Source organism: Pectobacterium aquaticum (assembly GCF_003382565.3).
In the GTDB taxonomy this organism is placed as follows: domain Bacteria; phylum Pseudomonadota; class Gammaproteobacteria; order Enterobacterales; family Enterobacteriaceae; genus Pectobacterium; species Pectobacterium aquaticum.
On the sequence record NZ_CP086253.1, the window covers coordinates 1,488,098 to 1,513,088 of the forward strand.

Annotated in this window: 25 protein-coding genes and 2 pseudogenes; 24 read left to right on the forward strand and 3 right to left on the reverse strand. The window is 49.9% G+C overall.

Annotated elements, in window-relative coordinates; all coding sequences use genetic code 11:
* Positions 1 to 82 precede the first annotated feature (82 nt).
* The 14 genes from DMB82_RS06970 (at position 83) to DMB82_RS07035 (ending at position 14,360) form a co-directional block, all read left to right on the forward strand.
* Positions 83 to 2,062, forward strand: a complete 1,980-nt coding sequence (locus tag DMB82_RS06970) for a glycosyl hydrolase family 28 protein (RefSeq protein ID WP_116163666.1) — start codon at positions 83 to 85, stop codon at positions 2,060 to 2,062.
* A 50-nt stretch (positions 2,063 to 2,112) separates the two neighbouring features.
* Complete coding sequence (gene gspC / locus DMB82_RS06975; protein WP_102119268.1) at positions 2,113 to 2,991, forward strand: type II secretion system protein GspC; 879 nt, start codon at positions 2,113 to 2,115, stop codon at positions 2,989 to 2,991.
* 88 nt (positions 2,992 to 3,079) lie between these two features.
* Positions 3,080 to 5,032: a type II secretion system secretin GspD gene (gene gspD, locus DMB82_RS06980; RefSeq protein ID WP_167469163.1), complete on the forward strand. Its 1,953-nt coding sequence runs from the start codon at positions 3,080 to 3,082 to the stop codon at positions 5,030 to 5,032.
* Positions 5,029 to 6,525, forward strand: a complete 1,497-nt coding sequence (gene gspE, locus DMB82_RS06985) for a type II secretion system ATPase GspE (protein ID WP_102119270.1) — start codon at positions 5,029 to 5,031, stop codon at positions 6,523 to 6,525. The genes gspD and gspE overlap by 4 nt, the downstream gene beginning before the upstream one ends.
* 1 nt (position 6,526) lies before the next feature.
* On the forward strand, positions 6,527 to 7,753 hold the full coding sequence (gene gspF / locus DMB82_RS06990; RefSeq protein WP_102119271.1) for a type II secretion system inner membrane protein GspF: 1,227 nt from the start codon (positions 6,527 to 6,529) through the stop codon (positions 7,751 to 7,753).
* 32 nt (positions 7,754 to 7,785) lie between these two features.
* Complete coding sequence (gspG, locus tag DMB82_RS06995) at positions 7,786 to 8,256, forward strand: type II secretion system major pseudopilin GspG (protein ID WP_048329249.1); 471 nt, start codon at positions 7,786 to 7,788, stop codon at positions 8,254 to 8,256.
* A gap of 106 nt (positions 8,257 to 8,362) precedes the next feature.
* Complete coding sequence (gene gspH / locus DMB82_RS07000) at positions 8,363 to 8,929, forward strand: type II secretion system minor pseudopilin GspH (RefSeq protein ID WP_102119272.1); 567 nt, start codon at positions 8,363 to 8,365, stop codon at positions 8,927 to 8,929.
* On the forward strand, positions 8,926 to 9,291 hold the full coding sequence (gspI, locus tag DMB82_RS07005; protein ID WP_039284733.1) for a type II secretion system minor pseudopilin GspI: 366 nt from the start codon (positions 8,926 to 8,928) through the stop codon (positions 9,289 to 9,291). The genes gspH and gspI overlap by 4 nt, the downstream gene beginning before the upstream one ends.
* On the forward strand, positions 9,291 to 9,941 hold the full coding sequence (gene gspJ, locus DMB82_RS07010) for a type II secretion system minor pseudopilin GspJ (RefSeq protein ID WP_102119273.1): 651 nt from the start codon (positions 9,291 to 9,293) through the stop codon (positions 9,939 to 9,941). The genes gspI and gspJ overlap by 1 nt, the downstream gene beginning before the upstream one ends.
* Positions 9,938 to 10,924, forward strand: coding sequence for a type II secretion system minor pseudopilin GspK (gspK, locus tag DMB82_RS07015; RefSeq protein WP_102119274.1), 987 nt, complete (start codon positions 9,938 to 9,940; stop codon positions 10,922 to 10,924). Before gspJ ends, gspK begins: the two co-directional genes overlap by 4 nt.
* Positions 10,921 to 12,198: a type II secretion system protein GspL gene (gspL, locus tag DMB82_RS07020; protein ID WP_102119275.1), complete on the forward strand. Its 1,278-nt coding sequence runs from the start codon at positions 10,921 to 10,923 to the stop codon at positions 12,196 to 12,198. Before gspK ends, gspL begins: the two co-directional genes overlap by 4 nt.
* Positions 12,195 to 12,689 (forward strand): type II secretion system protein GspM, encoded by a 495-nt coding sequence (gspM, locus tag DMB82_RS07025; protein WP_116156173.1) that lies wholly within the window; start codon positions 12,195 to 12,197, stop codon positions 12,687 to 12,689. The genes gspL and gspM overlap by 4 nt, the downstream gene beginning before the upstream one ends.
* Positions 12,679 to 13,425, forward strand: coding sequence for a type II secretion system protein N (locus DMB82_RS07030; protein ID WP_116156174.1), 747 nt, complete (start codon positions 12,679 to 12,681; stop codon positions 13,423 to 13,425). Before gspM ends, DMB82_RS07030 begins: the two co-directional genes overlap by 11 nt.
* An 89-nt stretch (positions 13,426 to 13,514) precedes the next feature.
* Positions 13,515 to 14,360 carry a prepilin peptidase gene (locus DMB82_RS07035; RefSeq protein WP_102119278.1) on the forward strand — a complete coding sequence of 282 codons (846 nt, stop codon included), beginning with the start codon at positions 13,515 to 13,517 and terminating at the stop codon, positions 14,358 to 14,360.
* Between the two features lie 139 nt (positions 14,361 to 14,499).
* On the opposite strand, the gene DMB82_RS20780 is transcribed toward DMB82_RS07035, so the two are convergent.
* On the reverse strand, positions 14,500 to 14,559 hold the full coding sequence (locus DMB82_RS20780) for a membrane protein YpdK (RefSeq protein WP_226373383.1): 60 nt from the start codon (positions 14,557 to 14,559) through the stop codon (positions 14,500 to 14,502).
* Between the two features lie 400 nt (positions 14,560 to 14,959).
* Positions 14,960 to 15,114, reverse strand: a pseudogene (locus DMB82_RS07040) (LLM class flavin-dependent oxidoreductase); the annotation flags it as partial.
* Between the two features lie 168 nt (positions 15,115 to 15,282).
* Between DMB82_RS07040 and dbpA the strand changes: the two are divergent.
* A complete protein-coding gene (gene dbpA, locus DMB82_RS07045; RefSeq protein ID WP_102119279.1) occupies positions 15,283 to 16,665 on the forward strand; it encodes an ATP-dependent RNA helicase DbpA in 1,383 nt (460 codons plus the stop codon).
* A 60-nt stretch (positions 16,666 to 16,725) separates the two neighbouring features.
* Positions 16,726 to 17,298, forward strand: coding sequence for an alpha/beta hydrolase (locus DMB82_RS07050; RefSeq protein WP_116163668.1), 573 nt, complete (start codon positions 16,726 to 16,728; stop codon positions 17,296 to 17,298).
* Positions 17,299 to 17,402: 104 nt separating this feature from the next.
* On the opposite strand, the gene DMB82_RS07055 is transcribed toward DMB82_RS07050, so the two are convergent.
* Entirely contained in the window at positions 17,403 to 17,942 is a 540-nt protein-coding gene (locus DMB82_RS07055) for a hypothetical protein (protein ID WP_102119281.1), read from the reverse strand.
* Positions 17,943 to 18,463: 521 nt separating this feature from the next.
* Between DMB82_RS07055 and DMB82_RS07060 the strand changes: the two genes are divergently transcribed.
* The 8 genes and pseudogenes from DMB82_RS07060 to DMB82_RS07095 all read left to right on the forward strand — a co-directional run bounded on the left by DMB82_RS07060 (position 18,464) and on the right by DMB82_RS07095 (position 24,851).
* Positions 18,464 to 18,730 carry a hypothetical protein gene (locus tag DMB82_RS07060; RefSeq protein ID WP_116156175.1) on the forward strand — a complete coding sequence of 89 codons (267 nt, stop codon included), beginning with the start codon at positions 18,464 to 18,466 and terminating at the stop codon, positions 18,728 to 18,730.
* Positions 18,731 to 18,854: 124 nt separating this feature from the next.
* Positions 18,855 to 19,616 carry a hypothetical protein gene (locus tag DMB82_RS07065; RefSeq protein WP_167469162.1) on the forward strand — a complete coding sequence of 254 codons (762 nt, stop codon included), beginning with the start codon at positions 18,855 to 18,857 and terminating at the stop codon, positions 19,614 to 19,616.
* Positions 19,617 to 19,863: 247 nt separating this feature from the next.
* Complete coding sequence (locus DMB82_RS07070; protein WP_116156176.1) at positions 19,864 to 20,655, forward strand: NPP1 family protein; 792 nt, start codon at positions 19,864 to 19,866, stop codon at positions 20,653 to 20,655.
* 38 nt (positions 20,656 to 20,693) lie between these two features.
* Positions 20,694 to 20,853: pseudogene (locus DMB82_RS07075) on the forward strand (IS5/IS1182 family transposase); the annotation flags it as partial.
* Between the two features lie 333 nt (positions 20,854 to 21,186).
* Complete coding sequence (locus DMB82_RS07080) at positions 21,187 to 21,513, forward strand: DUF6387 family protein (protein WP_228400057.1); 327 nt, start codon at positions 21,187 to 21,189, stop codon at positions 21,511 to 21,513.
* Between the two features lie 47 nt (positions 21,514 to 21,560).
* The gene (locus DMB82_RS07085) at positions 21,561 to 22,688 is read left to right on the forward strand and encodes an ISAs1 family transposase (RefSeq protein WP_102119602.1); all 1,128 of its coding nucleotides are present in this window, start codon (positions 21,561 to 21,563) and stop codon (positions 22,686 to 22,688) included.
* A gap of 6 nt (positions 22,689 to 22,694) precedes the next feature.
* Positions 22,695 to 23,288, forward strand: a complete 594-nt coding sequence (locus DMB82_RS07090; RefSeq protein ID WP_116162677.1) for a DUF6387 family protein — start codon at positions 22,695 to 22,697, stop codon at positions 23,286 to 23,288.
* A 1,143-nt stretch (positions 23,289 to 24,431) separates the two neighbouring features.
* Complete coding sequence (locus DMB82_RS07095) at positions 24,432 to 24,851, forward strand: hypothetical protein (protein WP_116162675.1); 420 nt, start codon at positions 24,432 to 24,434, stop codon at positions 24,849 to 24,851.
* Positions 24,852 to 24,991 lie beyond the last annotated feature (140 nt).

Here is a 24,991-nt window from a genome sequence, read left to right on the forward strand (position 1 = left end):
CGATGTGTTTCGCCTTGTGGCAAGGCTCCTGCCACGTGGGAAATTCATCGAGCGAAATAATAGTAAAAATACAGGAAATGCTATGACTGACTTTTTACCTCGTACTCGTCTTACGCTCTGCGCGACATTAGTCCTGAGCGGCCTGATTGCCGGATGCAGCGATAATGACTCAACGCCCGATGTTGGTGTTGATCGTTCCGCCGCACCACAAAATCTTAAAGTGCCGACGTTGGCTTATGATGACAGTAGCGTGGTACTTGCCTGGGAAAAACCAACCAAACCTACTGCTGGCATTAAGGATTACCGCGTCTACATGAATGGAACCTTACTGGGCGGAACCATTGATAACCAGAACACCCACTCGCCGGCCAAGCCCTATATCGATAACTTCTACAATTCGATTGATACTGATAACTGGCATGTCCGCGTCAGTTTCCATAATTTCAAGGTGGCTAATCTGTCGCCGGAAACGGAATACCGCTTCACGGTGCGTGCGCTTTATGACGACGGCAAAGAATCTGTTGATAGCGAAACCGTCGTGCAGAAAACGACGGCGACGCCAGCTTCACTGAATGTGACCAACTACGGTGCGAAAGGCGATGGCTTAACCAACGACACGGTGGCCATTCAGAAGGCGATTGATGACTGTACGCCAACTGCGTATCCGAAAGGGTGTAAAGTCGTGGTTGAAGGGGGAACGTTTAAAACGGGGGCGCTGTTCCTGCACAGCGATATGACGTTCGAAGTCGCGAAAGGCGCCACATTGCTGGGGTCGGCAAGCGGTGACGATTATCCGCTCGCCCGCGGCTACTATCTCTACCCTTATAGCTCACCTAAGTTGCCGAAGCGTCCGCCTTCCCTGATTAACGTTCTGGAAGCGGACGATCAGGGCAGCAGCCATGCAGGCACCTTTAAAAATATTCGTATCGTCGGGCAAGGCACGATTGATGGCAACGGCTGGACGCGCGGTATTAAAGCCGGTGACGCAAACATTACTGAAACTGATGAGTTAAATAACACGTTACCGCTCTATCGTGCGAGTAAAGCCACCAATGTCAGCAGTGACGGTATTCTGGCAAAAGACCAAACGGCAAAAGCCGTTGCTGAAGGAATGCTACTGGATGAGGCGTACAAAAACCGACGCTCTAGCCTGATGACGCTGCGTGGTGTGAGCAACATGTACTTGGAGGGGCTGACGATTCTGAACCCAGCTTACCACGGTGTGATGGTGCTGGAATCCGAGAATGTGGCAATGAATGCGCTGGTACACACGACGTATGATGCCAATAATGCGGATGGTATTGAATTCGGTAACAGCCAAAACGTCATGGTATTCAATAACTTTTTTGACACAGGTGATGACAGCGTAAACTTTGCAGCGGGATACGGTGCCGAAGTCGCCACGCTGGGGCAAAAAGCGCAGAGCGGTGCTTGGATCTTCAATAACTACTTCCGCCGTGGGCATGGCGCGGTGGTCACGGGGAGCCATACCGGTGCCTGGATTGAAAAAATTGTTGCTGAAGATAACGTAATGAATAAGACGGATGTTGGCCTACGCATGAAGAGTCGGCCCTATTATGGTGGTGGCTCGCGTGACGTGGTATTCCGTAATAACGCGATGCGTGATATTGTCAACGAGCCGTTTGTGTTTACGATTAAATATAAAGCGGACGTGAACGATACCCAGCCTGCCGCTGAGCCCGCACAGTTCCGTGATGTGACCGTTTCCAACGTCACCGTTGACGGTACAGCGAAGAAAAACAGCATTCTGGTCGATGGAATGACCGTGGCTGAAATGGCTGATGCGTATAAGTTCTCTTTTAGACGTGATGCCTATCACCAAGGCTTGCATTTTGAGAATGTAAAATTCAAAAATGTAAAAGCCACGGACATTACGTTCCTGAAGAACAGTGAATTTAAAAATGTCATTTTTGAGAATGTACCGGGAGCCTGGAATTTCGGTCATATTGAAAATATCAGGCTCGAAGACCGTGTAAATAAGGATGCCGCGCTGACGACCAGCGGTGATGAAACTATCACCCGGGAAGCCGCAACGGAATAAGGCATTTTCCCCACGCTAATCGGCGTGGGGAGTATTATGGATGATTACCTATGGCTCGATTGCAAGTTTTCAAAGATTCGTCTTTTAATTCGTTGGTTGCCACTTTTCGGTCACTACCTGCTCCACTGATCCGACGTATCGTATTGGGGCTGATTTTGTTGCTGATTTGTCAGCAGTTGGCCGTATTGACATGGCGCGTTCTCCTACCTGAAGACTCACGCTTTGCTGGCGTGTCGGTTGCGCCTGCCCAAGCGAAAGAAAAACCCACTACGCTGGGTGATTTTACCTTATTCGGCCATGCCCCCGATGCCGATGCCTCTGTGGTTAACGACGCTGCATTATCCGGCGATATTCCGCTGACCTCGTTAAACATCAGCTTGACTGGGGTGTTGGCGAGTGGCGACGCCAAGCGGTCGATTGCCATTATCGCTAAAGATAGTCAGCAATACAGTCGCAACGTCGGCGATGCCATTCCAGGCTATGAAGCCAAAATTGTGACTATCTCTGCCGATCGTGTCGTGCTCCAGTATCAGGGGCGCTACGAGGCATTGCATTTGTATCAGGAAGACTTATCTCAGGAAAGAAAGGCGACTGATACGCCGTCGTCTTCTGGCGCATTTAATCAGGTGAAAGATGAGATACAAAAAGATCCCTTCTCGGCGCAGGACTACCTGACTATTTCTCCCGTCACGGAAGAAGAAGTCCTGAAAGGATATCAGTTAAACCCCGGCAAAAATCCCGATCTTTTCTACCGCGCAGGCTTGCAGGATAACGATCTCGCTGTGTCATTAAACGGCATGGATTTACGCGATGCGGATCAGGCACAGCAGGCGATGGCGCAACTGGCAGGGATGAGCAAATTTAATTTGACCGTCGTACGTGATGGTCAACAGCAGGATATATATCTGGCACTGGATGGAGACCACTAATTTGTTTAGCAAGGGACAGGGATTTTTTAAGCGTCAGGTTTTTTCGAAGAATAAAAACCAGTGGCTTGATCATTTACGCCGCAAGAGCATGTTGTTGCTCAGCGGGAGTGTTTTGTTGATGGCGTCATCGTTGGCGTGGAGCGCCGAATTTTCCGCCAGTTTTAAAGGCACGGATATTCAGGAGTTTATTAATACCGTCAGTAAGAATCTGAATAAGACGGTTATTATCGATCCGTCGGTCAGCGGAACGATTACCGTACGCAGTTATGACATGATGAACGAAGAACAGTATTACCAGTTCTTCCTAAGTGTGCTGGATGTCTATGGATTCACTGTGATTCCGATGGATAACCACGTCTTGAAAATTATTCGCTCGAAGGATGCGAAATCGACGTCTATGCCGCTGGCCACTGATGAACAGCCTGGTATTGGCGATGAAGTGGTGACGCGTGTTGTACCCGTCAACAACGTCGCCGCACGTGATTTGGCACCGCTGCTGCGCCAGTTGAATGACAACGCCGGTGCCGGGAGTGTGGTGCATTACGAACCGTCGAACGTGTTGCTGATGACCGGCCGCGCGGGGGTGATCCAACGGCTGATGACGATTGTCGAACGGGTTGATCAGACGGGCGATCGGAATGTGACCAGCATACCGCTGTCTTATGCCTCCTCAACGGAAGTGGTTAAGATGGTGAATGAATTGAACAAGATGGATGAGAAATCTGCTTTGCCCGGCATGTTGACCGCCAACGTAGTGGCTGACGAGCGAACCAACTCGGTGCTGGTGCGCGGCGAGCCGAATTCACGCCAGCGTGTGATTGATATGATCAAACAGCTCGATCGTCAGCAGGCGGTGCAGGGCAACACCAAAGTTATCTACCTCAAATACGCCAAGGCTGCCGATCTGGTCGAAGTGCTCACCGGTGTCGGCGACAGTATCCAAACCGATCAGCAAAATGCGTTGCCTGCTCTGCGTAAAGACATCTCGATTAAGGCACATGAGCAAACCAACTCCCTGATTGTGAATGCGGCACCGGACATCATGCGCGATCTGGAACAGGTGATTGCCCAGTTGGATATCCGCCGTCCACAGGTCTTGGTCGAAGCGATTATCGCGGAAGTACAAGATGCTGATGGGATGAATCTCGGTGTGCAGTGGGCCAATAAAAATGCAGGGGTAACACAGTTCACCAATACAGGATTACCGATCACGACAATGATGGCGGGGGCAGAACAGTACCGACGTAATGGTACGCCTGGTACGGCAGCAACAAATGCGCTTGGTAGCTTCAACGGGATTGCCGCAGGTTTCTATCAGGGTAACTGGAGCATGCTGATGACCGCGCTGTCCAGCAACAGTAAGAACGACATTCTGGCGACGCCCAGCATCGTGACGCTGGATAATATGGAAGCAACGTTTAACGTTGGTCAGGAAGTGCCCGTATTGGCGGGTTCGCAGACGACATCCGGCGATAACGTTTTCCAAACGGTGGAACGTAAAACGGTCGGTATCAAGCTGAAGGTGAAACCTCAAATCAACGAAGGTGACTCCGTTCTGCTAGAAATTGAGCAGGAAGTCTCCAGCGTGGCAGATGCGGCCTCCAGCAGCAGTACAGAATTGGGGGCAACATTCAATACGCGTACCGTCAATAACGCGGTGTTGGTCAGCAGCGGCGAAACCGTGGTAGTGGGTGGCTTGCTGGATAAAAGTACCAATGAGTCGGCAAGTAAAGTGCCTTTGTTGGGCGATATTCCCGTGCTGGGACACCTGTTCCGTTCCAACAGTCAGGAAACGAAAAAGCGTAACCTGATGCTGTTTATCCGTCCTTCCATTATTCGCGATCGCAGCCAATACCAGAGTGCTTCTGCTGGTAAGTATCATTCGTTCAATGCTGAAGAAGAGAAACAGCGAAATGTGAACGGCAGCGAAGGAGGGCTTTTGAATAACGACTTACTGCGCTTGCAGGAAGGCGGAAACGCCTACACGTTCCGTCAGGTGCAGTCCTCCATAGTGGCGTTTTATCCGGCGGGCGGGAAATGAGTGACGTTGCCTCCCAGATGATAGAGCTACGCCCCATACTGCCTTTTGCCTATGCGCGATCGCAGCAAATTCTGCTGTTGCAGAGGGAAAATGATGCGAGCCTGCAGACGATTTGCGTCGCGCAAACGCCGCCAGCCGCTTTGCTGGAAGCCCGTCGGATTGCGGGCTGTTCGCTCAAGATTGAGCGCGTTACGGATGAAGAATTTGAGCGGCAATTAGTCATTAGCTATCAGCGCGACTCGGAAGAAGCACGTCGTATGATGGAGGACATCGGTAATGAGATGGACTTCTATACGCTGGTGGAGGAATTGCCAGACAGCGACGATCTGCTTGATGCCGACGACGATGCGCCGATTATCCGCCTCATCAACGCCATGCTGACCGAAGCGATTAAGAATAAAGCGTCAGATATTCATATCGAAACGTATGAGCGTTATTTGCTGATCCGCTTCCGCGTTGACGGCGTATTGCGTGAAATTTTGCGTCCACAGCGTAAGCTGGCTTCGCTGCTGGTGTCGCGTATCAAAGTGATGGCAAAGCTGGATATTGCCGAAAAGCGTGTCCCGCAGGATGGACGTATGGCGCTGCGAGTGGGAGGGCGGGCGATTGACGTTCGTGTCTCCACGCTGCCGTCGAACTACGGTGAGCGCGTCGTGCTGCGTTTGCTGGATAAAAACAGCGTTAAGCTCGATCTTGAACTACTGGGGATGTCGGAACGCAATCGACAACTGCTGGACAGCCTGATCCATCGTCCCCATGGGATTATTCTGGTGACCGGCCCGACAGGATCGGGGAAGAGTACCACGCTTTACGCCGCGCTCAGCCGCCTGAATGCCTCGGAACGTAACATCATGACGGTGGAAGATCCCATCGAGTATGAACTGGAAGGTATCGGGCAAACGCAGGTCAATACCAAGGTGGATATGACGTTTGCCCGCGGGCTACGTGCCATTCTGCGTCAGGATCCGGACGTCGTGCTGGTGGGGGAAATTCGTGATGGTGAAACGGCACAGATTGCCGTGCAGGCGTCGCTGACCGGTCACCTCGTGTTATCCACGCTGCATACCAATAGTGCGCTGGGTGCACTGTCCCGTTTGCAGGATATGGGCGTCGAGCCATTCCTGTTGTCAACCTCTCTGCTGGGCGTACTCGCGCAGCGTCTGGTCAGGACGCTGTGTTCTGACTGTAGCCAACCACAGCCGGTCGATCCGGTTCAGGCTGAACAGATGGGGATCGCGCCTGGTACGCTACTGCATAATCCCGTTGGCTGTCCGCAGTGTAGCTTTACTGGCTACCGGGGACGTATCGGCATTCATGAGTTGGTGCTGATCAATGACGACGTCCGCGCTGCGATCCATCGCAGTGACGGTGAAATGGCGATTGCGCAGATTTTGGGGAGGAGTCGAACCACCATCCGTCAGGACGGGTTGGACAAGGTACTGGCGGGGCTCACAACTTGGGAAGAAGTGATCCGCGTAACCAAAGAGGAATGATATGGCACAGTACCACTATCAGGCGCTGGATGCGCAGGGGAAAAAATGCCGTGGCGCTCAGGAGGCCGACTCTGCCAGACAGGCGCGTCAGCTATTGCGGGAGCGTGGGCTGGTGCCACTGTCGGTTGATGAAAACCGAGGCGACCAGCAGAAATCCGGTTCTACAGGATTCTCCCTCCGTCGCAAAATTCGGATCAGCACCTCAGATTTGGCGCTACTGACTCGCCAGTTAGCCACGCTGGTGGCCGCGTCGTTGCCGCTGGAAGAAGCGCTGGATGCGGTGGCGAAACAGAGCGAAAAGCCGCAACTGAGCCAACTGATGGCGGCGGTGCGCAGCAAAGTCATGGAAGGTCACTCGCTGGCCGATGCCATGAAATGCTTCCCCGGCAGCTTTGAACGGCTGTATTGCGCGATGGTCGCCGCAGGCGAGACGTCCGGTCATCTTGATGCCGTGTTGAACCGGCTAGCGGACTACACCGAGCAGCGCCAGCAGATGCGCAGCCGCATCCAGCAGGCAATGATTTATCCGTGTGTGTTAACCGTGGTCGCGATTGCGGTGGTCAGCATTTTGCTGTCCGTCGTGGTGCCGAAAGTTGTCGAGCAATTTATTCATATGAAACAAGCGCTGCCGCTGTCAACCCGCGTGTTGATGGGGATGAGCGATGCCGTGCGCACGTTTGGACCGTGGATGCTACTGGCATTGCTGGCGGGGTTTATGGCATTCCGAGTGATGCTGCGGCAGGAAAAGCGGCGCATCAGTTTTCATCGCCGCTTGCTGCATTTACCGCTGATCGGCCGCATAGCGCGCGGCTTAAATACGGCACGCTACGCGCGGACGCTCAGTATTCTTAACGCCAGTGCGGTGCCGCTGTTACAGGCGATGCGCATTAGCGGCGATGTGATGAGCAATGACTATGCCCGCCATCGGCTTTCTCTAGCGACGGATGCGGTGCGAGAGGGGGTTAGCCTGCACAAAGCGCTGGAACAGACGGCGCTCTTTCCCCCCATGATGCGCCATATGATCGCTAGCGGTGAACGCAGCGGTGAGTTGGACAGCATGCTGGAGCGGGCGGCGGATAATCAGGATCGGGAATTCAGTTCGCAGATGACGCTGGCGCTGGGGCTATTTGAGCCTCTGCTGGTGGTCAGCATGGCGGCGGTGGTGTTGTTTATCGTACTCGCGATTTTACAACCGATTCTGCAACTGAATACGTTAATGAGTTCGTAAGAGAACCAACAATTGAATGAGGAAAAGTCAGGATGCAACAGTCTCAGCGTGGTTGTGGACAAAATAGTTATGGTCAGAGCGGTTATCGTCAGCGTGGTTTTACCCTGTTGGAAATTATGGTGGTCATCGTCATTCTCGGCGTACTGGCGAGCTTGGTCGTGCCTAATCTGATGGGAAATAAGGAAAAGGCGGATCGACAAAAAGCCGTCAGCGATATTGTGTCTCTGGAAAGCGCACTCGACATGTACAAGCTGGATAACAACCGCTATCCGTCCACAGAGCAGGGGCTGAAGGCGTTGGTGACGAAGCCGACGGTACAACCGGAACCGCGTAACTACCCAGCCGATGGCTATATTCGTCGCCTGCCGCAGGATCCGTGGGGTACGGACTATCAACTGCTAAACCCCGGCCAGCACGGTAAACTGGATATCTTCTCTCTGGGGCCGGATGGCATGCCGGGAACGGAAGATGACATCGGCAACTGGAATCTTGATAAAAAATAAAGACATGTGGCGATATGCCAGTCTTGATAGATGATGCTGGTTGTTGTGGATGACTGTTGTGGGTAGTTGCTATCAATGGCGGCGGGAAAAGGACGGCAAAAGCGCAATGAAGCGATCAACGAGGAAGCAGCAGGGGTTCACCCTGCTGGAAATGATGCTGGTCGTGTTACTGGCGGGCATCGCAGCTAGCATGGTCGTCATGGCGTTTCCTCCCGAGCGCCAGAATGACAGCGCCTGGCAGTTGGCTCGTTTTCAGGCGCAGCTAGAGTTTGCCGCTGAAAGCAGCCAGGTGAACGAATACATGCTGGGTGTTCGTATCTATTCCGATCGCTGGCAGTTTTATCAACTCCAGCGACCCGCTGCATCGGAAGGGACGCCGATCCCGAGTGGCGATCGCTGGCAGGGCTACAAGTGGCAGCCGTGGCAACCGCATCGGGTGAGCGCAGCGGCGTCGCTGCCCGAGGCATTACGACTTGAGTTACTGCAAGCCGATGGGAAAAAAGTGGATAAAACGCAGAGCGGTGACGATCCCGATATCCTGATTTTGCCCGGTGGCGAAATCACGCCTTTCCGTCTGCTCGTTAAATCTGAAAACAAAGCGCTCTCGAATTGGCTCCAGGTGGATAACACCGGACGATTTGTGACGTCGATGAGTCAGGGTAAGAAACGATGAGACGACAGAAAGGGATGACGCTGGTGGAGGTGCTGGTCGCGCTGAGTGTTTTTGCGCTGGCAGGTATTGCCGTTTTGCAAACGACAGCCAGACAGGCAAGCAGCCTGAGCCGGCTGGAAGAGAAGACGTTTGCAGGCTGGGTGGCGGAAAACCAGCAGGTTCAACTGCGACTGGAACAACGCTGGCCGGAAGCGTCGTGGGTGAGAGGCGAGACGCAGTTCGCTGGCCTGCGCTGGCATTGGCGTTGGCAGGGCGTAGAGACCGGTGACCCTCAGACCAAAGCGCTGGATGTGGAAGTGCGACGTAATAAAGATGCCTTTGCCGCCGATGCTTCCCTGCGCACCTATGTGGTGAAACAATAATGTTTAGTAAAACAAGGATGTGTAGCCAAACAATAAGGGGGCGAGAGCCCGCGCGACAGAAGCGCCAGCGGGGGTTTACGCTGCTGGAGATGATTCTAGCGATCGCTATTTTTGCGGCGCTGAGCCTCAGCGCGTTTCAGGTGCTGAACGGCGTGATGCGTAATGATGACATTTCGCAGCGTAAAGCCGAGCGTCTGGCTGAAATACAGCACGCATTTTCACAAATGGACAACGATTTCTCCCAGATGATCGCGCGTGGCAGCAGAGGAAGTACCTCAATGTTTTACGCTGGTCGCGATCAGTTAAAAAGTGATGACTGGGGCGTCAGCTTTATGCGCAATGGGTGGCAGAACCCGTTTGGCATTCTGCCTCGCTCTGAACTTCAGCCCGTGGCCTATCGATTGCGTGAACACACGCTGGAACGGTTAACGCATGTGACTCCCGACCCAATTGAAGGTCTTGAACCTGGCGTAAAGCCGCTTCTCACACAGGTTGACGGTTTCCGCCTGCGCTTTTTTAGCAATAAAACCTGGCGCGATCGCTGGGACAACAGTACGCAATTGCCACAAGGGATTGAAGTAGTGCTGACCTTAAGGGATTACGGCGAGGTGTCGCGTATATTTTTGATTACCACTGGGCCGGTTAAATGAGGTCGCGTCAGCGCGGTGCGGCGCTGCTGGTGGTGCTCCTTATTCTGGCATTAATGGTGACGATTGCCGCAGTGATTACGGAGCGTACAGGCAAAGCGTTTTTGCGCACCGAAAGTCATTTGAGCCGTCAGCAGGCGAAATGGTACGCATTAGGCGCGGAAACGCTAAGTGGGCAGATATTACAGCGCGATACGCGGAGTATGCCGGGGCGCACGTTTGCTGGACAGAACTGGTCGCAGCCGGAGCAGCGTTTCCCCGTGGACGGTGGCGAAATCACTGGCCAGATTAGCGATGCGCGTACCTGCTTTAATGTGAATGCGATCAATCAAGGTGTAGATAACGAAAGTACGCTGGTGAAGACGCCTTATCCGGCGCAGGTTTTCCGTTTGCTATTGAAAAATCTGGGTGAGGAAACGGATCGTGCAGAAAAAATTACCGCGGCGGTGCGTGACTGGATTGATGCAGATAACTATCCGTCGGCGAACGGTGCGGAAGACGACGTCTATGCCACGCTGCCGGTGCCTTATCGTACGGCCAATCAGAGAATGAGTGAGATCAGCGAATTGCGTTCAGTGTATGGCATTGACAGCGATCTCTATCGTCGACTATTGCCCTACGTCTGTGCGCTGCCGGTGGATGCGATGTCCATTAATATCAACACGCTAACCGAATTTGATGCCCCGCTGTTATCCGCCGTGTTCCTGAACGAAATGACGATGTCGCAGGCAAAAGCGCTGGTGCAGCAGCGGCCACGTATGGGGTGGGCAAGTATTGAAGTTCTGCAACAAACTGGGCTATTGCCCCCGAATAGTAAAAATACCGCGCAGCGAGTGCTGGCAGTAAAAAGTGAATGGTTTTTTGTAAAACTCCAGGTGCGTGTCGGCGACAGCGATTTCCATCAACGTAGCTTGCTTCATCTGAGTGGACAAAAGATAGAGGTCGTGCAGCGGCAATATGGAGGATATAGGACGGTGAATCCATGAAAATAGCGGGAAGATGGAAGCGAAAAGCCGCAAAAAACCCATTAAATCGAGGCGCGGTCGTTCGACATCCGTGCCTCATTGTTCGTCTTCCGGTGGAAGAGCAGGGAGAGATCGAATGGCAGGTGCGTTCATCTAATGGGGAAAGTTTACTGATTCAGGGGCGCGGTAGCATCGAACAGGTTCGTCAGGCGCTGGTAGCTTATCCGTCTGTGGTATTTACCCGCATTCTGGTTCCGGCCACTGACGTAACGTTTTATACCCTGACGTTGCCCCGACAGGCCCGGCGTCAGCTGACGCAAGTCGTGCCGTTTATGCTGGAAGACCAACTGGCGACGGAAATTGAAAAGCTGCATTTTGCTGTGCTGGAAATTCATGGCGATGACGGTACGGTTGCTGTGGTGGAAAAAAGCCGGATGCAGCGTTGGTTGGCACAGTGTGATGCGTTGGGGCTCAGCGTCGATACGTTATTGCCTGACGCCCGCGTATTGCCGAAACATCAGGATGGCTGGAGCGCGTTGCAGCATGATGACATGTGGCTGTTTCGCCAGCCGACGGGCCATGCCATGGCGGCGGAGTCTTCCTGGTGTGGTGATCTGCTGAAAGCCGCTATGCCGCTGCCTGCGATATACAGCTACAGCGCGGCATCGGTTGGCGGTGAACTGGCGCAATACGAATGGCAGGAGGAGGGCGAGTGGAAGGTACAGCCGGAAACGGATCTCTTCACGCTGGCGGCAACGGCGCAGCTACCTGCTTCGGTCGATCTGCGGCAAGGCGATTATGCGCCGGAGAAAGCCTGGCAAAATACTCTGCTGCCGTGGCGCGGCGTCGGGATCGCGTTTGCCTGTTATCTCCTATTGGTTATGGCGGATGCTGGCTGGGCGCATTACCAGCTTTATCAACAGGCCGAGCATTGGCGACAGGAAAGTGTACGCGTCTATCGACAAATTTTCCCGTCTGAGACGAATGTCGTTAACCCGCGCGCGCAGATGCAGCAGCACCTGCAACGTACCGCCGCCGGAGGCACAGGGAAAGCACTGCTGGATCAATTGAACCCCTTACAGCAGCTCATGACGCAGAATAGCGCGATCAAAATTCAGTCGCTGTCTTACGACGGCGCAGCGGGTGAATTTCGGCTGGCGTTGCAGGGCACGTCATATCAGGAACTCGAGCAATTTCAGCAGCAGGCTGCCGCTTATTATCAGGTACAGGCGGGAGAGATGCGGCAGGAAAACGATCGGGTTGAAGGTCGCTTAACGTTAAGGATCCAGCAATGAATGAATTACGGCAACGCTGGCAGGCGATGAGCCCGCGCGAGCGTCAGCTTATGGTCGTGTGTGCGGCGGTGCTTCTGCTCTGTCTGGTGTATTACGCTATCCTCCAGCCGTGGCAGGAGCGGGAAGATCTGTGGGAGCGCACAATTTCCCGCGAGCAGCAGACTGTCAACTGGATGCAGAAACAAGCTTCATTGATTCCGCAGGGAAATCAGGCGCAGGGGGACAATAGTCAGCGCGACGTCAGTCTGCCGATTTTGATTTCGCAAAGTACCAAGCGTTACGGACTCAGCGTTGTTCGTTTGCAGCCGCAGGGCAGTCAGGCATCGGTGACGCTGGGGCAGAGTGATTTTAATAGTCTGCTGCGCTGGCTTGGCGAACTGGAACAGAAAAATGGCGTAAAAGTAATATCGCTGGATGTGAATGCCGTCGAGCAAAGCCCCGGAATGGTGGATGTCACCAGACTGATGCTGGAACGGGCGGATGAAGCTTAAGTCCGGCATTGGCGCAGGTATCGCTATGGTTCTGGCCTACGGACTGTTCCTGGCGAGCTATGTGCCTGCCCGTTTGCTCACCTCTGTGCCACTGCCGGCCGGAATGGTGATTGCAGAGGCAGCCGGAACGCTGTGGCAGGGGAACCTGCAACGGTTTAGCTGGCGCACGTTAACGCTGGACGATGTGCACTGGAACCTCACCTTCTCTGATTTTATGCCCGCGCTGGAGATTGCGTTTAAAAACCCAGAAGGCATTGCAGGCCGTGGGATCATTCGCGGTTGGCAGCAGCCGCAGTTTTATCAATGGCAGCTTTCTGTACCAGCGGGCTATTTATTCAGCCATCTGCGTTTTATCGTGCCAATTGGGGCTGAAGGAAACGTGCAACTCAATCTGCAAGAGGCGACGGTCGACCGTTCAGGCTGCCAGTCGTTGGATGCCCATGTAACCTGGCCGGGGGCGCGGGTGAAAACGCCGCTGGGTGGACTAGTGCTCGCTACGCCGCAGGCCACGTTACGCTGCCAGCAAGGTGCGCTAGAAGCGAGCCTGCGGCAGAACTCCTCACATCTGCAATTGTCTGGCAAAGGCAGCGTCACCCCGAAAGGTGAATATCGTTTTACGGGGCAGCTTAGTAGCGGAAATGACTTACCCGCGACGATGAAAAAACTGCTGGCAACCACTGGTAAAGCCGATGAACAGGGTGCCAGAACGCTGAATTTTCAAGGTCGCTTGCTGTAATAGCGGTAAGCGCTGTCGGTGCTGCGTAGTCGAGCGTAAAAATAAACCGCTTACTCATACCGTTTCTTTATCAACAATCAGGGACTAACGTGGACGATTTAAGGGAATTCGCACAACTTTTTCCGGCGTGGTGGTTTGGGGCACTGGGCGTGTTGGGGTTGATTGTTGGCAGTTTTCTGAACGTGGTGATTTACCGTTTGCCGATTATGCTGGAACGTCGCTGGCGGAAGGACATCGAGCTTGAAACGGGCATGGACGATTCCGATCGTGATACGCGCTACAACCTGTGGTGGCCGCCTTCGTCTTGCCCGCACTGCCAGCAGGCTATTGCGGTAAAAGATAATATCCCGCTATTCAGTTGGCTGTGGCTGCGTGGCCGCTCCCGTTGCTGTCATCAATCGGTCTCTGTGCAATATCCTCTGGTGGAAGCGATCGCCATGCTGGCTTTTCTGACGGCGGGTTTGCTCTGGCTGCCCGGTATGGCGCTGTGGGGGGCGTTGATTCTGCTGTCCTTCCTGTTGGTGCTGACCGTGATTGATATAAAAACGCTGCTGCTGCCGGATGTGCTTACGCTGTCGCTTCTGTGGATGGGGTTGCTGTTTAATCTGTCGGGGACATTTGTTTCATTGAACGATGCCGTAGTCGGCGCGATGGCTGGTTATTTATCTCTGTGGCTACTTTATTGGGCATTCAAATACGCAACGGGCAAAGAAGCGCTGGGGTACGGTGATTTTAAGTTGCTGTCTGCGCTGGGTGCCTGGCTGGGCTGGCAGGCATTGCCGAATCTGGTTTTGGTGGCAGCGTTGAGCGGTCTGGTCGTTACTCTCATTTGGCGAGGATTACGTAAAGAAGAGGCGAATAAACCGCTGGCCTTTGGACCCTGGCTGGCAATCGGCGGCGTGTTTGGCGTGATAATGAACGGATTCAATTTGTAGAGAATGACAAAGACACTACGAATCATCGGCTGAACGTCGATCGGCAGGCATAAAAATAGGCTGAGGGTATAAATACCATCAGCCTTTTTTATCTCTCTATGACCTTCAGCGAATAAAGCTTTGTCAGGCAAATGACCGGTTATTCTACCATCAGCATAAAGGCACTCACCCAAACGACTAAACAGAATGAGATACCCATAAAAAAATACTTCACCGATTTATTCTCCAGCAGAAACCACGCCAGCAACGATCCCGATTGTGCGTTTTATTATGGAAGGAAATAATTACGCTGCCGATGATGTCACCGAAGGGTAATCTTTCCCGTTGTCATCACCAGAGTCACACCAGTTATGACGGGATCGGCGCTAAATCTACGCCGAGTGAGGGGGGGAATTCAAGAGGTCCAGAAACTATATTTTCAAAATAGCATTAAAAAGCGTTGAGCTGTTTCAGAGGCTAAAAAAACGGGGAGATACGAGTGAAAATAGCCCCTCAATCTCCCCGATTTTTGACGCTGTTATCGTCGGTTTACGCCTACTGGATCGGCTTTCATTTTTAGACCGCAGGCCTAATCCCGTCCCCCCATCGCGGGCGCGATATGTTTCATCATCCTTTAGCGTGGAGCTTTGCAGTTTCATACCTAGCTTTACTGCCCATACTGCCGCGGCATTCGATCCAGAACCCCACCAGATTCGGTCACGTAACTCAGTTGAATGAGGTTCCAGACGCAAAAGGCTGGTGAATTTGGGAACATGAAGGACAAGGCTTTCTGATGAGCAAAGGATTCGCTTCGCGGTTTTAGTCGCAGAACGGGAGGTAAATCGGTCAACGATGACGAACTCTGCTATGATTGCGGCATATCTGCGCCGCTTTTTAGCGCGGCGTCACCTTTCGTTATCTCGTCCTTGGTAGAGTAATCACTGTGAGTACAACCTCTTTTTCTTCCCTCGCGCTGCCCGCAGAGCAGTTATCCAATCTTAATGAACTGGGCTATACCGACATGACGCCAGTCCAGGCGGCGACGTTGCCAGCCGTTCTGAGCGGCGCAGACGTGCGAGCCAAGGCGAAAACCGGTAGCGGTAAAACGGCGGCATTCGGCATTGGGCTGCTGGATCGTATTGTCGTGAGCGACTTTACTACGCAGGCGCTGGTGCTGTGTCCGACGCGTGAACTGGCCGATCAGGTCAGCAAAGAGCTGCGTCGTCTGGCGCGTTTTGCACAAAACATTAAAATTCTGACACTGTGCGGCGGTCAGCCGATGGGTCAGCAGCTCGATTCGCTGGTTCACGCCCCGCATATTGTCGTCGGGACGCCGGGACGTATTCAGGACCATTTACGCAAGCAGTCGCTGTCTCTGGATAGCCTGAAAGTGCTGGTGCTGGACGAAGCGGATCGCATGCTGGACATGGGCTTTACTGATGCGATTGATGATGTGATTTCCTACACGCCGTCCGATCGTCAAACTCTGCTATTTTCCGCTACCTATCCGGAAGAGATCGAACAGATCAGCGCACGCGTTCAGCGTCAACCGCAACGTTTCGAGGTTGCGGACGGTGTAGAAGCGTCCGCTATTGAACAACGTTTCTATGAGACAACGAAAGATCAGCGCCTGCCGCTGTTGATTGCCATTTTGGGCCATTATCAGCCTGCGTCCTGCGTGGTGTTCTGTAACACGAAGCGTGATTGCCAGAGCGTATTTGACGCGCTGGACATGCGTGGGATTAGCGTATCCGCGCTGCATGGCGATCTGGAACAGCGCGATCGCGATCAGGTTCTGGTGCGTTTTGCTAACCGCAGTTGCCGTGTGCTGGTGGCAACTGATGTTGCGGCTCGCGGTCTCGATATCAAAGAGCTGGAGCTGGTGGTGAATTTTGAGCTGGCTTTCGACCCTGAAGTTCACGTTCACCGCATTGGCAGAACGGGACGCGCGGGTACGAAGGGGCTGGCGGTGAGCCTGTGTACACCACAGGAAATGAATCGCGCGAATCTGATTGAAGATTATCTCGGTATGCGCATTAAATGGACACCGTCGGATGAGATTAGCCGCAGTGGCGAGGTTGCGCTCGAACCTGAGATGATGACGTTGTGCATTGATGGTGGCAGAAAAGCCAAAATTCGTCCCGGTGATATCCTCGGGGCGTTAACCGGCGATGCAGGATTAACGGCAGCGGAAGTGGGGAAAATTGATATGTTTCCGGTGCATGCCTATGTGGCAATCCGTAAAGCCAGTGCTAAGCGTGCGTTACAGCAGCTCCAGAAAGGCAAAATCAAAGGAAAAAGCTGCAAGGCTAGATTGTTAAAGTAACCAGTGGCTGATATACCAGACAGAAGGGGCACGGGTAACGGACAGGAGTGTTAAGGGCGGATGCAGACAACAGAAATCGATCGGCGGCTAACGGAAGTGAGCCAGCAGCTAACGATGGTGTTAGTGCCGGGACTGCGGGACAGCGATGACGAACACTGGCAAAGCCATTGGGAACGGCGTTTCCCTGACTGGCGTCGTATACGCCAGCGGGAATGGTATCAGGCCGATCTGGATCGCTGGGTGTTAGCGATCCGTCGTGAGCTTAGCGTCTGTACACAGCCCGTGATTCTGATCGGCCACAGTTTTGGCGCGCTGTCTTCCTGTCATGTGGTGCAGCAGGGGCAGGAGGGAATTGCCGGTGTGATGCTGGTGGCACCTGCCGAACCGATGCGCTTTGAGATTGACGATCGCATTCAGGCTGTACCGCTGTCGGTTCCGACGCTGACATTTGCCAGCCATAACGATCCGCTGATGAGTTTCACTCGCGCCCAATACTGGGCGCAGGCGTGGAACAGCGAGCTGGTTGATGTCGGTGAGGCGGGGCATATCAATGCAGAAGCGGGATTTGGTCCCTGGGAATATGGTCTGACAAGATTAGCTGAGTTTTCAGAGGCGCTGATTGATGCTCGTTAATCGGACAGTTTCCATCAAATAGCCATAGTATCTTATTAAGATAACGTTATATTTTTCTTTAATGCCAGGGCAATGACTACATTTGTCTTGGCATCTATTTTTTATTAAGACAGCTCTTCTTGATCGCCTGAACTATGTAGCATTTCCTGAATCTGCTGATAAACTTCGGCAGCGGACAAATTGCTATATGACGTTTTGCTCTCAAAATGTAATACCTGCTCGCCACCAGAACTATGAAGTGCGCCCATGAGTGCTAGGTCTTCTTGTGTTATGCGCTGCCCAGTAAAGGCATCGAACATTTCAGAATTACCATCTGGGTATTTAACCACGGAAATGAGCTTGCCGTTGTACAAGGGAATCCCCGTCATTGCCAGCGAGTATTCGCTAGCGGCTTTCTGCTGTGCTTTAACTTGTTCAGGTGGAGTGGCATCTTTCTCTTTAGCGGCGCGCTTCTTTTGAGAAGACAGCGTGACCTTCGTGCTCTCGTTCGAGCTCGGCATATTTTGAGAGTCGGAGTTTGTTGATGTGTCGGTTTTATTTCCCGGACTGATGGCCGCAACCACAGTTGGGTTAGCTGCCGCGCCAATCGGAGGCATGGTTGCCGGTGTAGTCGCATTCACGAGTTGAATATCTGGGATCACCACAGTATAACTCCTTCTTATATCTATTTAATGCTGGTAATGGTTTTACCAGTGAGTTACTTCAGTGTGTTAAAACCACAGACGTTAATACCGCAATCGTTGAAATTCAGGCCACCAACACCTGCAGGATAATTATCTTCCGTGAAAAACGGATCAATCTGCTGGGGATAATTTCCTATTATTCAACATGATGACGTTAACGAAATGGTTTAGTGAAAACACGGTTAATGTAAAAAGTATTTATGCCAAACACTATTTATGCAAAATGGAATTGCATTAAAAAACACCCTATCGCAAAAGGTATCGGCTGTTTTTTCTGCTTCATTAATATCCAAAAGGCATAAGATTTATTTTTTTGATTACTAATCGTGCGAACTTATGTGACCAAACCTCACCATTTTTAGAATATATAACGCTATCATAATATTAGCGTAATGCAGTGATAACCCTTGCCTCATATCTGCTCTACAAGTGAAGGGGAACGCGATACACTGTTTTCTTGTTTTCCCCTGTAAAGAAGTGCTATGCCCAGTATTAAACTGACGGTTAATTATTTGTATCGGCAAGTCGGCGAAACGCGCAAAGCCTCACAGGCCACTGCCCGCGTTTTTGTTGGTGATGAGATCATCGCCACGGAGGTGATTACTGGGATGACGGAAAGCCCAGTCGAGAAATATTTGCACCACTCAGGGCGAGAAGCGCAGCCCGTGCGTGTCGAATGGGATTGCGAAGGCACAACAGCCATGACGGTGTCTGAAGTAGACATCTGCCTCTGCTGCCACCATGATTAGCCTGATAGGCTAAGCCGTTTTTGAATGATTCGGTGTCATGATTGACACGCTAAAATACAACGCGAGTTGCAGAAAAACCAACATATCAGTAGCTTGAAGTATGACGGGTAGACAAGGTGAATGTATGAGAGCAGCGGTATCAACCTTAATAGCCTGTGGACTGTGGACGGCAACATGGGGAGCGCAAGCCGGCTGGTATGTCGTGAGCAATTATGAAGGTCACATTGGTCCTTATCCGGTACATTTTTCATTGCAGAAATACAGTATTGGCCAAGATAAAAATCTGCTTGGGAGCTACTTTTACGATAAATACAGAGCGCCGATCCCTCTGTATGGGCGGCTCTCGGAAACGTCGCTTGAAATCTGCGAAATCCATACCCCTCAGGACTACGATAAATATATCGTGCAGGGCGTTAAGTCCGGCATCGATATGACGCACTGCCCGTTTAAATTAGCCGAGGTAGGGGAAGAACTCCGCGGCGAGTGGTCAAACGGAAAGGCGCATTATGATGTTAGCCTACGGCGCGTGGCATCCTTTGACGATAGCGAGCAGCCTGCCAAGGTCCAAGGGCAGGTTGATATTCCTTTCTGGGGGCAAACGGCGACTCACAGTTTCGTCGGCGTGTATCAAAACAGTGATGCAGGTATGGTCGTTGAGGGAATCAAGGCGATTAACAAGAAGAGCGGCAATGTCGATCAGCTTCTCCAGCCTGATTTTCAACAATGCCAGTTTGGCTTCTTCATGACTCCCGTTTATATGAATATTGAAAACGGTGAAGATAATCGCAGCATCATGCTGAACTGCTATTCCCACGGCGGAGGCGATATTCTGCTGGAATACCGTTTTGATGCGGCAAGCCAGCGTTATGATGTGGTCGGTGAGTAAAAATTCTAACGGATTAGGATCGTTAGCAATTTTTAATAGATAAATCCTCAGCATTATTTTGCAGGCTAAATATATTGGCGTTCATTGTTGGAAATAAATGTTTTTTATTTCCACGCCTTTCTTGTTAAAAATATTCCCACCTTCATTTTTTATCAATGCTGTGTCTTATCAATATTACGTTTTAGCTTCATTGTAACTGTAAGGGTACGAGTCCATAAAAGGGCTATTTTCTGCTAAAGGAGTGAAAATGCTTTCAGGAAAGAAAACGATCATGGCGACATCCATATTATGTGTCGCTTTTTCTGCGCATGCGGATAATTTCTCTAAGTTGGATCAAGCGTTACCGTCTGGCATTAATGCGCTTGCGATTGCGCCGGTATTTGATTTCGACAGTGATGGTTGTTTACCCAGTGCCGGTTTTAGTCGGGGCGGGATACAAAACGGTGGATTGAGGCCGACAGGAAGTCTGACAGGCGGGTGTCGATGGGGTAACTTTCTCGACTCGTCAAATACATTGCACCGATACGCCTGTGTTGATTCCGGTGGGGCTCGCTATTGTGGTAGCTTCTATGCGCTCTATTTCTTAAAAGATCAGGTACTGGGCGGTTTGAACACGGGTCATCGACATGACTGGGAGCATGTTGCTATCTGGACTAAAAACGGCGCGGTAACGCACGGCAGCTTCAGTGCGCACGGCAAACTGACGACGGAATCCGCAGCGAATATCGATAAGCAGGGCGGTCGCCTAAAATTTATCTACCACAAAGATGGTGCATTAACGCACGCTTTCCGGTTTGCCAAAACGAATGAACAGGCGGAAAACCCTTACGGCAACTTTGTTACGCCGGATATTGTCAACTGGTATGCGATGCTGGGTGACGGTATTAATAACGAAGAACTGCGTAACCGATTAAATGCATTCGACTATGGTTCCGCCTCGATTCCGCTTAAAGACAGTAATTTCCTGACTAACCTGAATAATGGCCGACCGGCTGGTTATCCAGAATTTACTGCGGCCAGTCTAATCGCATCGAAATAATCATCAGGGGCGATTTGTCCTTGAAATGATGCCCACCTGGTGGTTTTGGTACCCAAATCCATCGGGCGATAGACGGAAGTGGCCTCCCGTTAAACATTGTGATAAATCCAGGACAGGCGCACGAAAGTCAGTTCTCCCTGCGCTCTCTCGATGGAAATTGGTGTTCAGCGGCTTAACGGTAGCATGGGGCGTCGTGGTGGGTGCTAAAGCTTACTCGAGAGAGGGGTTATGTAACGCGTTGAGAAAAAGGGTATAAAAGCAGTTATCACCCTAAAATATGTTGATTGCAATAGATTGTAGTAGACGTTGCGAGAAGTGTGAATGGTGTCCCCTGCAGGAATCGAACGTATAAATATTTTCATGATTTAAAAGAGAATTTTTATACATGGTCATATTCATTCCAACAATAATACCAACGGTTGAATTATAGTTTTTTGTGTCATGTGACTGCATAAAAAACAGCAAGTTAATGACCAAAATCTAACTGTGAGTATACTACCAGACAATCGCTACTCACAGTGGAGTGTGGAGATGAAAAACTGGTCATTTGAAGAGACCAAAGCTGTTAAGATTTGGCTCAATATAGATACCTACCGAAAATTTGAAGAGTTTTCATTGTATCGTCTTTATCTGGAACTGTGCGCGAGAGCTCTTTTCTTTAAATCAAATCGGGATAATCATGAAAATGAAGCCATGGTGAGCTATTGCCAAAAAATTTTCAGTGGAGAACCGTTTTTAGTAAGGGAAGAACAATCCGGCTGCATTACAACAAATGAGCTTTATCTACCATCACATCTCTTGCTCACAACCCAGGGCAAGATCATGAACGTTTTTTGCACAATTCGACGTCAACATTGACCTGACGAGTCGACTATGATCTTATGCTCCTCTTTTGAGGAGTGACCATGAATTTAGATACCATCAAAGCGCATTTCAGTATCATCCGCGATGAACGACAAAGCGCAAAAGTGGATTACCCACTGTTTGATATTTTGTTTGCTTCAATCTGCGCAGTGATAGCGGGAGGCCAGGGCTGGACTGACATTCGTGAGTACGTTCTCGGCCATCATGACTGGTTCCTTAAACAGGGCTTATTTGAAAAAGGTGTGCCCGTTGATGATACCTTTGCTCGCCTAATTTCAAATATTGAGCCCGCTGAATTCCGCGATTGTTTTCTCGCCTGGATGAAAGCCGTGCACAAGTTAACCTGTGGTGAAGTCGTCGCTATTGATGGCAAGACTTTGCGCGGCTCTTATGACAGAGACGACAGGCAAAGCACCATCCATATGGTAAGTGCCTATGCCAGCGCCAACCAACTCGTATTGGGCCAGCTTAAAACTGATGCTAAAAGCAATGAAATCACCGCGATACCCGCGCTGATTCAGATGTTGGACTTGCGAGGTGCCATCGTGACAATTGATGCGATGGCCTGTCAGACCAAGATTGCCAAGGCGATTACGAGCAAAGGTGGCGACTACTTATTGGCAGTTAAGGGCAATCAAGGCAAGTTAGCGGCAGCGATACAGGCCGCTTTTACCCCACATCGGCGCGCGCCAATTGACAGGGGCATATCTCAAGTTGAGAAGCAGAAAAGCCGAGTGGAGGCACGCACTTACCATGTACTGGATGCCAGTGATATGGTTGGGGATTTCTCTGCCTGGCTCGGGCTAACCAGCATAGTCATGGTCGAAAGTTACCGCGCAGCAAAAGGCAAAGCGCCAGAGTTGGAGTACCGCTACTACATCAGTTCAGCCAAACTAACCCCAGAGCAGGCCGGAGATGCGATACGGGCCCATTGGGGTATCGAGTCCATGCATTGGATTTTAGATGTCAGTATGCGAGAGGATGCTTGCCAGATTTACCGAGAAAACGCCGCAGAAAACTTGGCAGGGTTAAGGCACATGGCGCTGAACATGCTCAGAGCCGAGCCAACGAAGATTAGCGTACCGATGAAACAAAAACGCTGCATGATGAAACCCGTGTTCTTGGAGCAAGTTCTTATGGCTGGATTAACGTCAATGGTTAAATGTTGATCACTCATGCGGACGCCCTGGCTCACAACCACTGAAAGGATCGCCCAACTGTGCTCTGTCTCAATTCAACGAAGTCTGTTTTCTTTGGGTGAAGAGGGTGAGCATGGGATTAATAAAGAAAGCTACGGGCGTCCTGTTGCTGAGCTTATGCCAGATCAGTTTCCCCAAACAGTGATGTTAGAGATTGATCTGGCAAGTGGAACTGATGAAGCGATAACAGAAGCGCTTAGAGCAGTGCTACCACATTGGAGAAGCATAAAGGGAATTGATCCTAATCCAATCGATTCTATACGCTTTGGTCATGGCACCATTAAAAAAATTGTCAACTATCGGCTAATTCCATTGCTGGATATTCTATTGTGGGCAAATATAAACAAAGTACGAGTGCCCGATGATCGTCTCTCAGGACTGCTTTACACAGATGCTGACTATGAAAGCGCTACAAGACATCATTATCAGATTAAGGACACTGACAGACCTCTGGCATTAAAAGCAATGACGAATGCGTTTTTAGTCCAATTTAATCTTTTTATCAATAAAAACAGCCATTTTAAAAACATGAAAGTTTCGGATGTGATAAAAATTCTCACTTCTGATTAGCATTAAAATCTATTTTGACTTTCTTGTAAGGGCGCTGGTGTTCCCTTATAAAGAAATCCGCTGTTTCTATATTTTTCCACTCCCATAGTGATCTTTTTGAAATAACTTAAGAGAAATGAAAGTTTCCGCAATTGATAGATTTTAAATTTTAAAGTCTTTTGATTACGACTGATTAAAAATTAATCGCCGATAAAGAAATATTACTTTGGTATCGTGAGATTTTATTTTTATTTTCGCATTGACATTAAAGTTATAACTGTTATTTAAATATATATACAAGGTGATTGTTTATATTTCACCTGTGGGCAAAGTGTTATTACTTATAATTAAGAGTTGTAAAAAACGATGTAATTAATGCTTAATGCTCACTAAACAATAATATTAGCCCTATGTATTGGTGAGCGAATTGTGGAAATAGTGTGTTTGTCCGATTTGTTTGATTATTGTGAGTAAAGACGGGGAGTGCAGCATATTACTCACCCCGAAGCACTGCTCTAAGTCGTTGGTTATCAGTCAGGTAGGCTATGTGAAAGCCCGGCCATTAAACGGGGATAGACTGAAGCAATTTCGATATGAGCGGATCTCGTGGGGGCTGTAGGGTGTCGCATATTGGAAACGATATGTAGCTCTATGACGAGACGGCCGTTAGTGGTCTGGGTTGAAGAACCATAGATTCGGGTTAGTGCCACTCCTAAAATATTCTTTCTTTTAAGAATTTTTTAGGAGAGGCGAAGCCTGGGTTGAAGCAATTCGAAACACCCCAAGACATGATCTTACGAAGATAAAGTAAGACAATATTCTAAAGAAAAAAGAAAAAAGAAAAAAGAAAAAAAAAAAAGAAAAAGAAAAAAAAAAAAAAAAAAAAAAAAAAAAAAAAAAAAAGAAAAAAGAAAAAAGAAAAAATATTTTAACAAATAACACACTTAAAAAATTTTTTAAGTAAATATGTTTTCTTTTAAAATAAAGAGTTTTAATCATGGTTTTTTTAAAACATTTAAATGGGCCGGATGAATATAAAAGGAGATTTTAAGCAATATTTGAAAAGGCTGTATATAATTAATGGATTTTATATATTGACATTATCCGTTGTTATGTTAATTATTAAATAAGGCAAGGGATGGTTTAATGCAAGGATGCAATTACATGGATAATTATATTGAAACACTAACCAGAGAAGAGAAATTAATAGTCATTATTGATCAGTATATTACCAAAGCATACAACCCTGAAGATACTATGTATATTCATAAGTTATATTTGATTTTTGTCGGTTATCACTTGAAATACTTCTATCCGACATCTCAGTATTGCCGTTCTACTAATAATGTCGATAATATTATGCAAATGTTTTTTGCGGTGTTTAAAAATTTGAAAGGCGACTTCATAAAAAGCTTACATCATAAAGATATTTTGTTATTTCAATTCAATGCTCTTGTTAATTATATCGAAGAGAATCAGGGAAGGTTAGAACAGATCTATGTGGAATTAAAAGCACAGTATGAATTTAAAGAGATTAGTAGTCGCATCACAACTGTATGTAAGCCAAAAAGATCAAGGTTGTGATGCTTCTATCAAAAAGCTCCCGTGTGGGAACTTTTTTGAAAAATAAATATTTAGTTTCCGATTATTTTCCATCCGTCATCAGTTTTTAATAATTTAAGAGAGGTGATTCTGTTCTTATCGACCCTGTAAATAATTCTGTG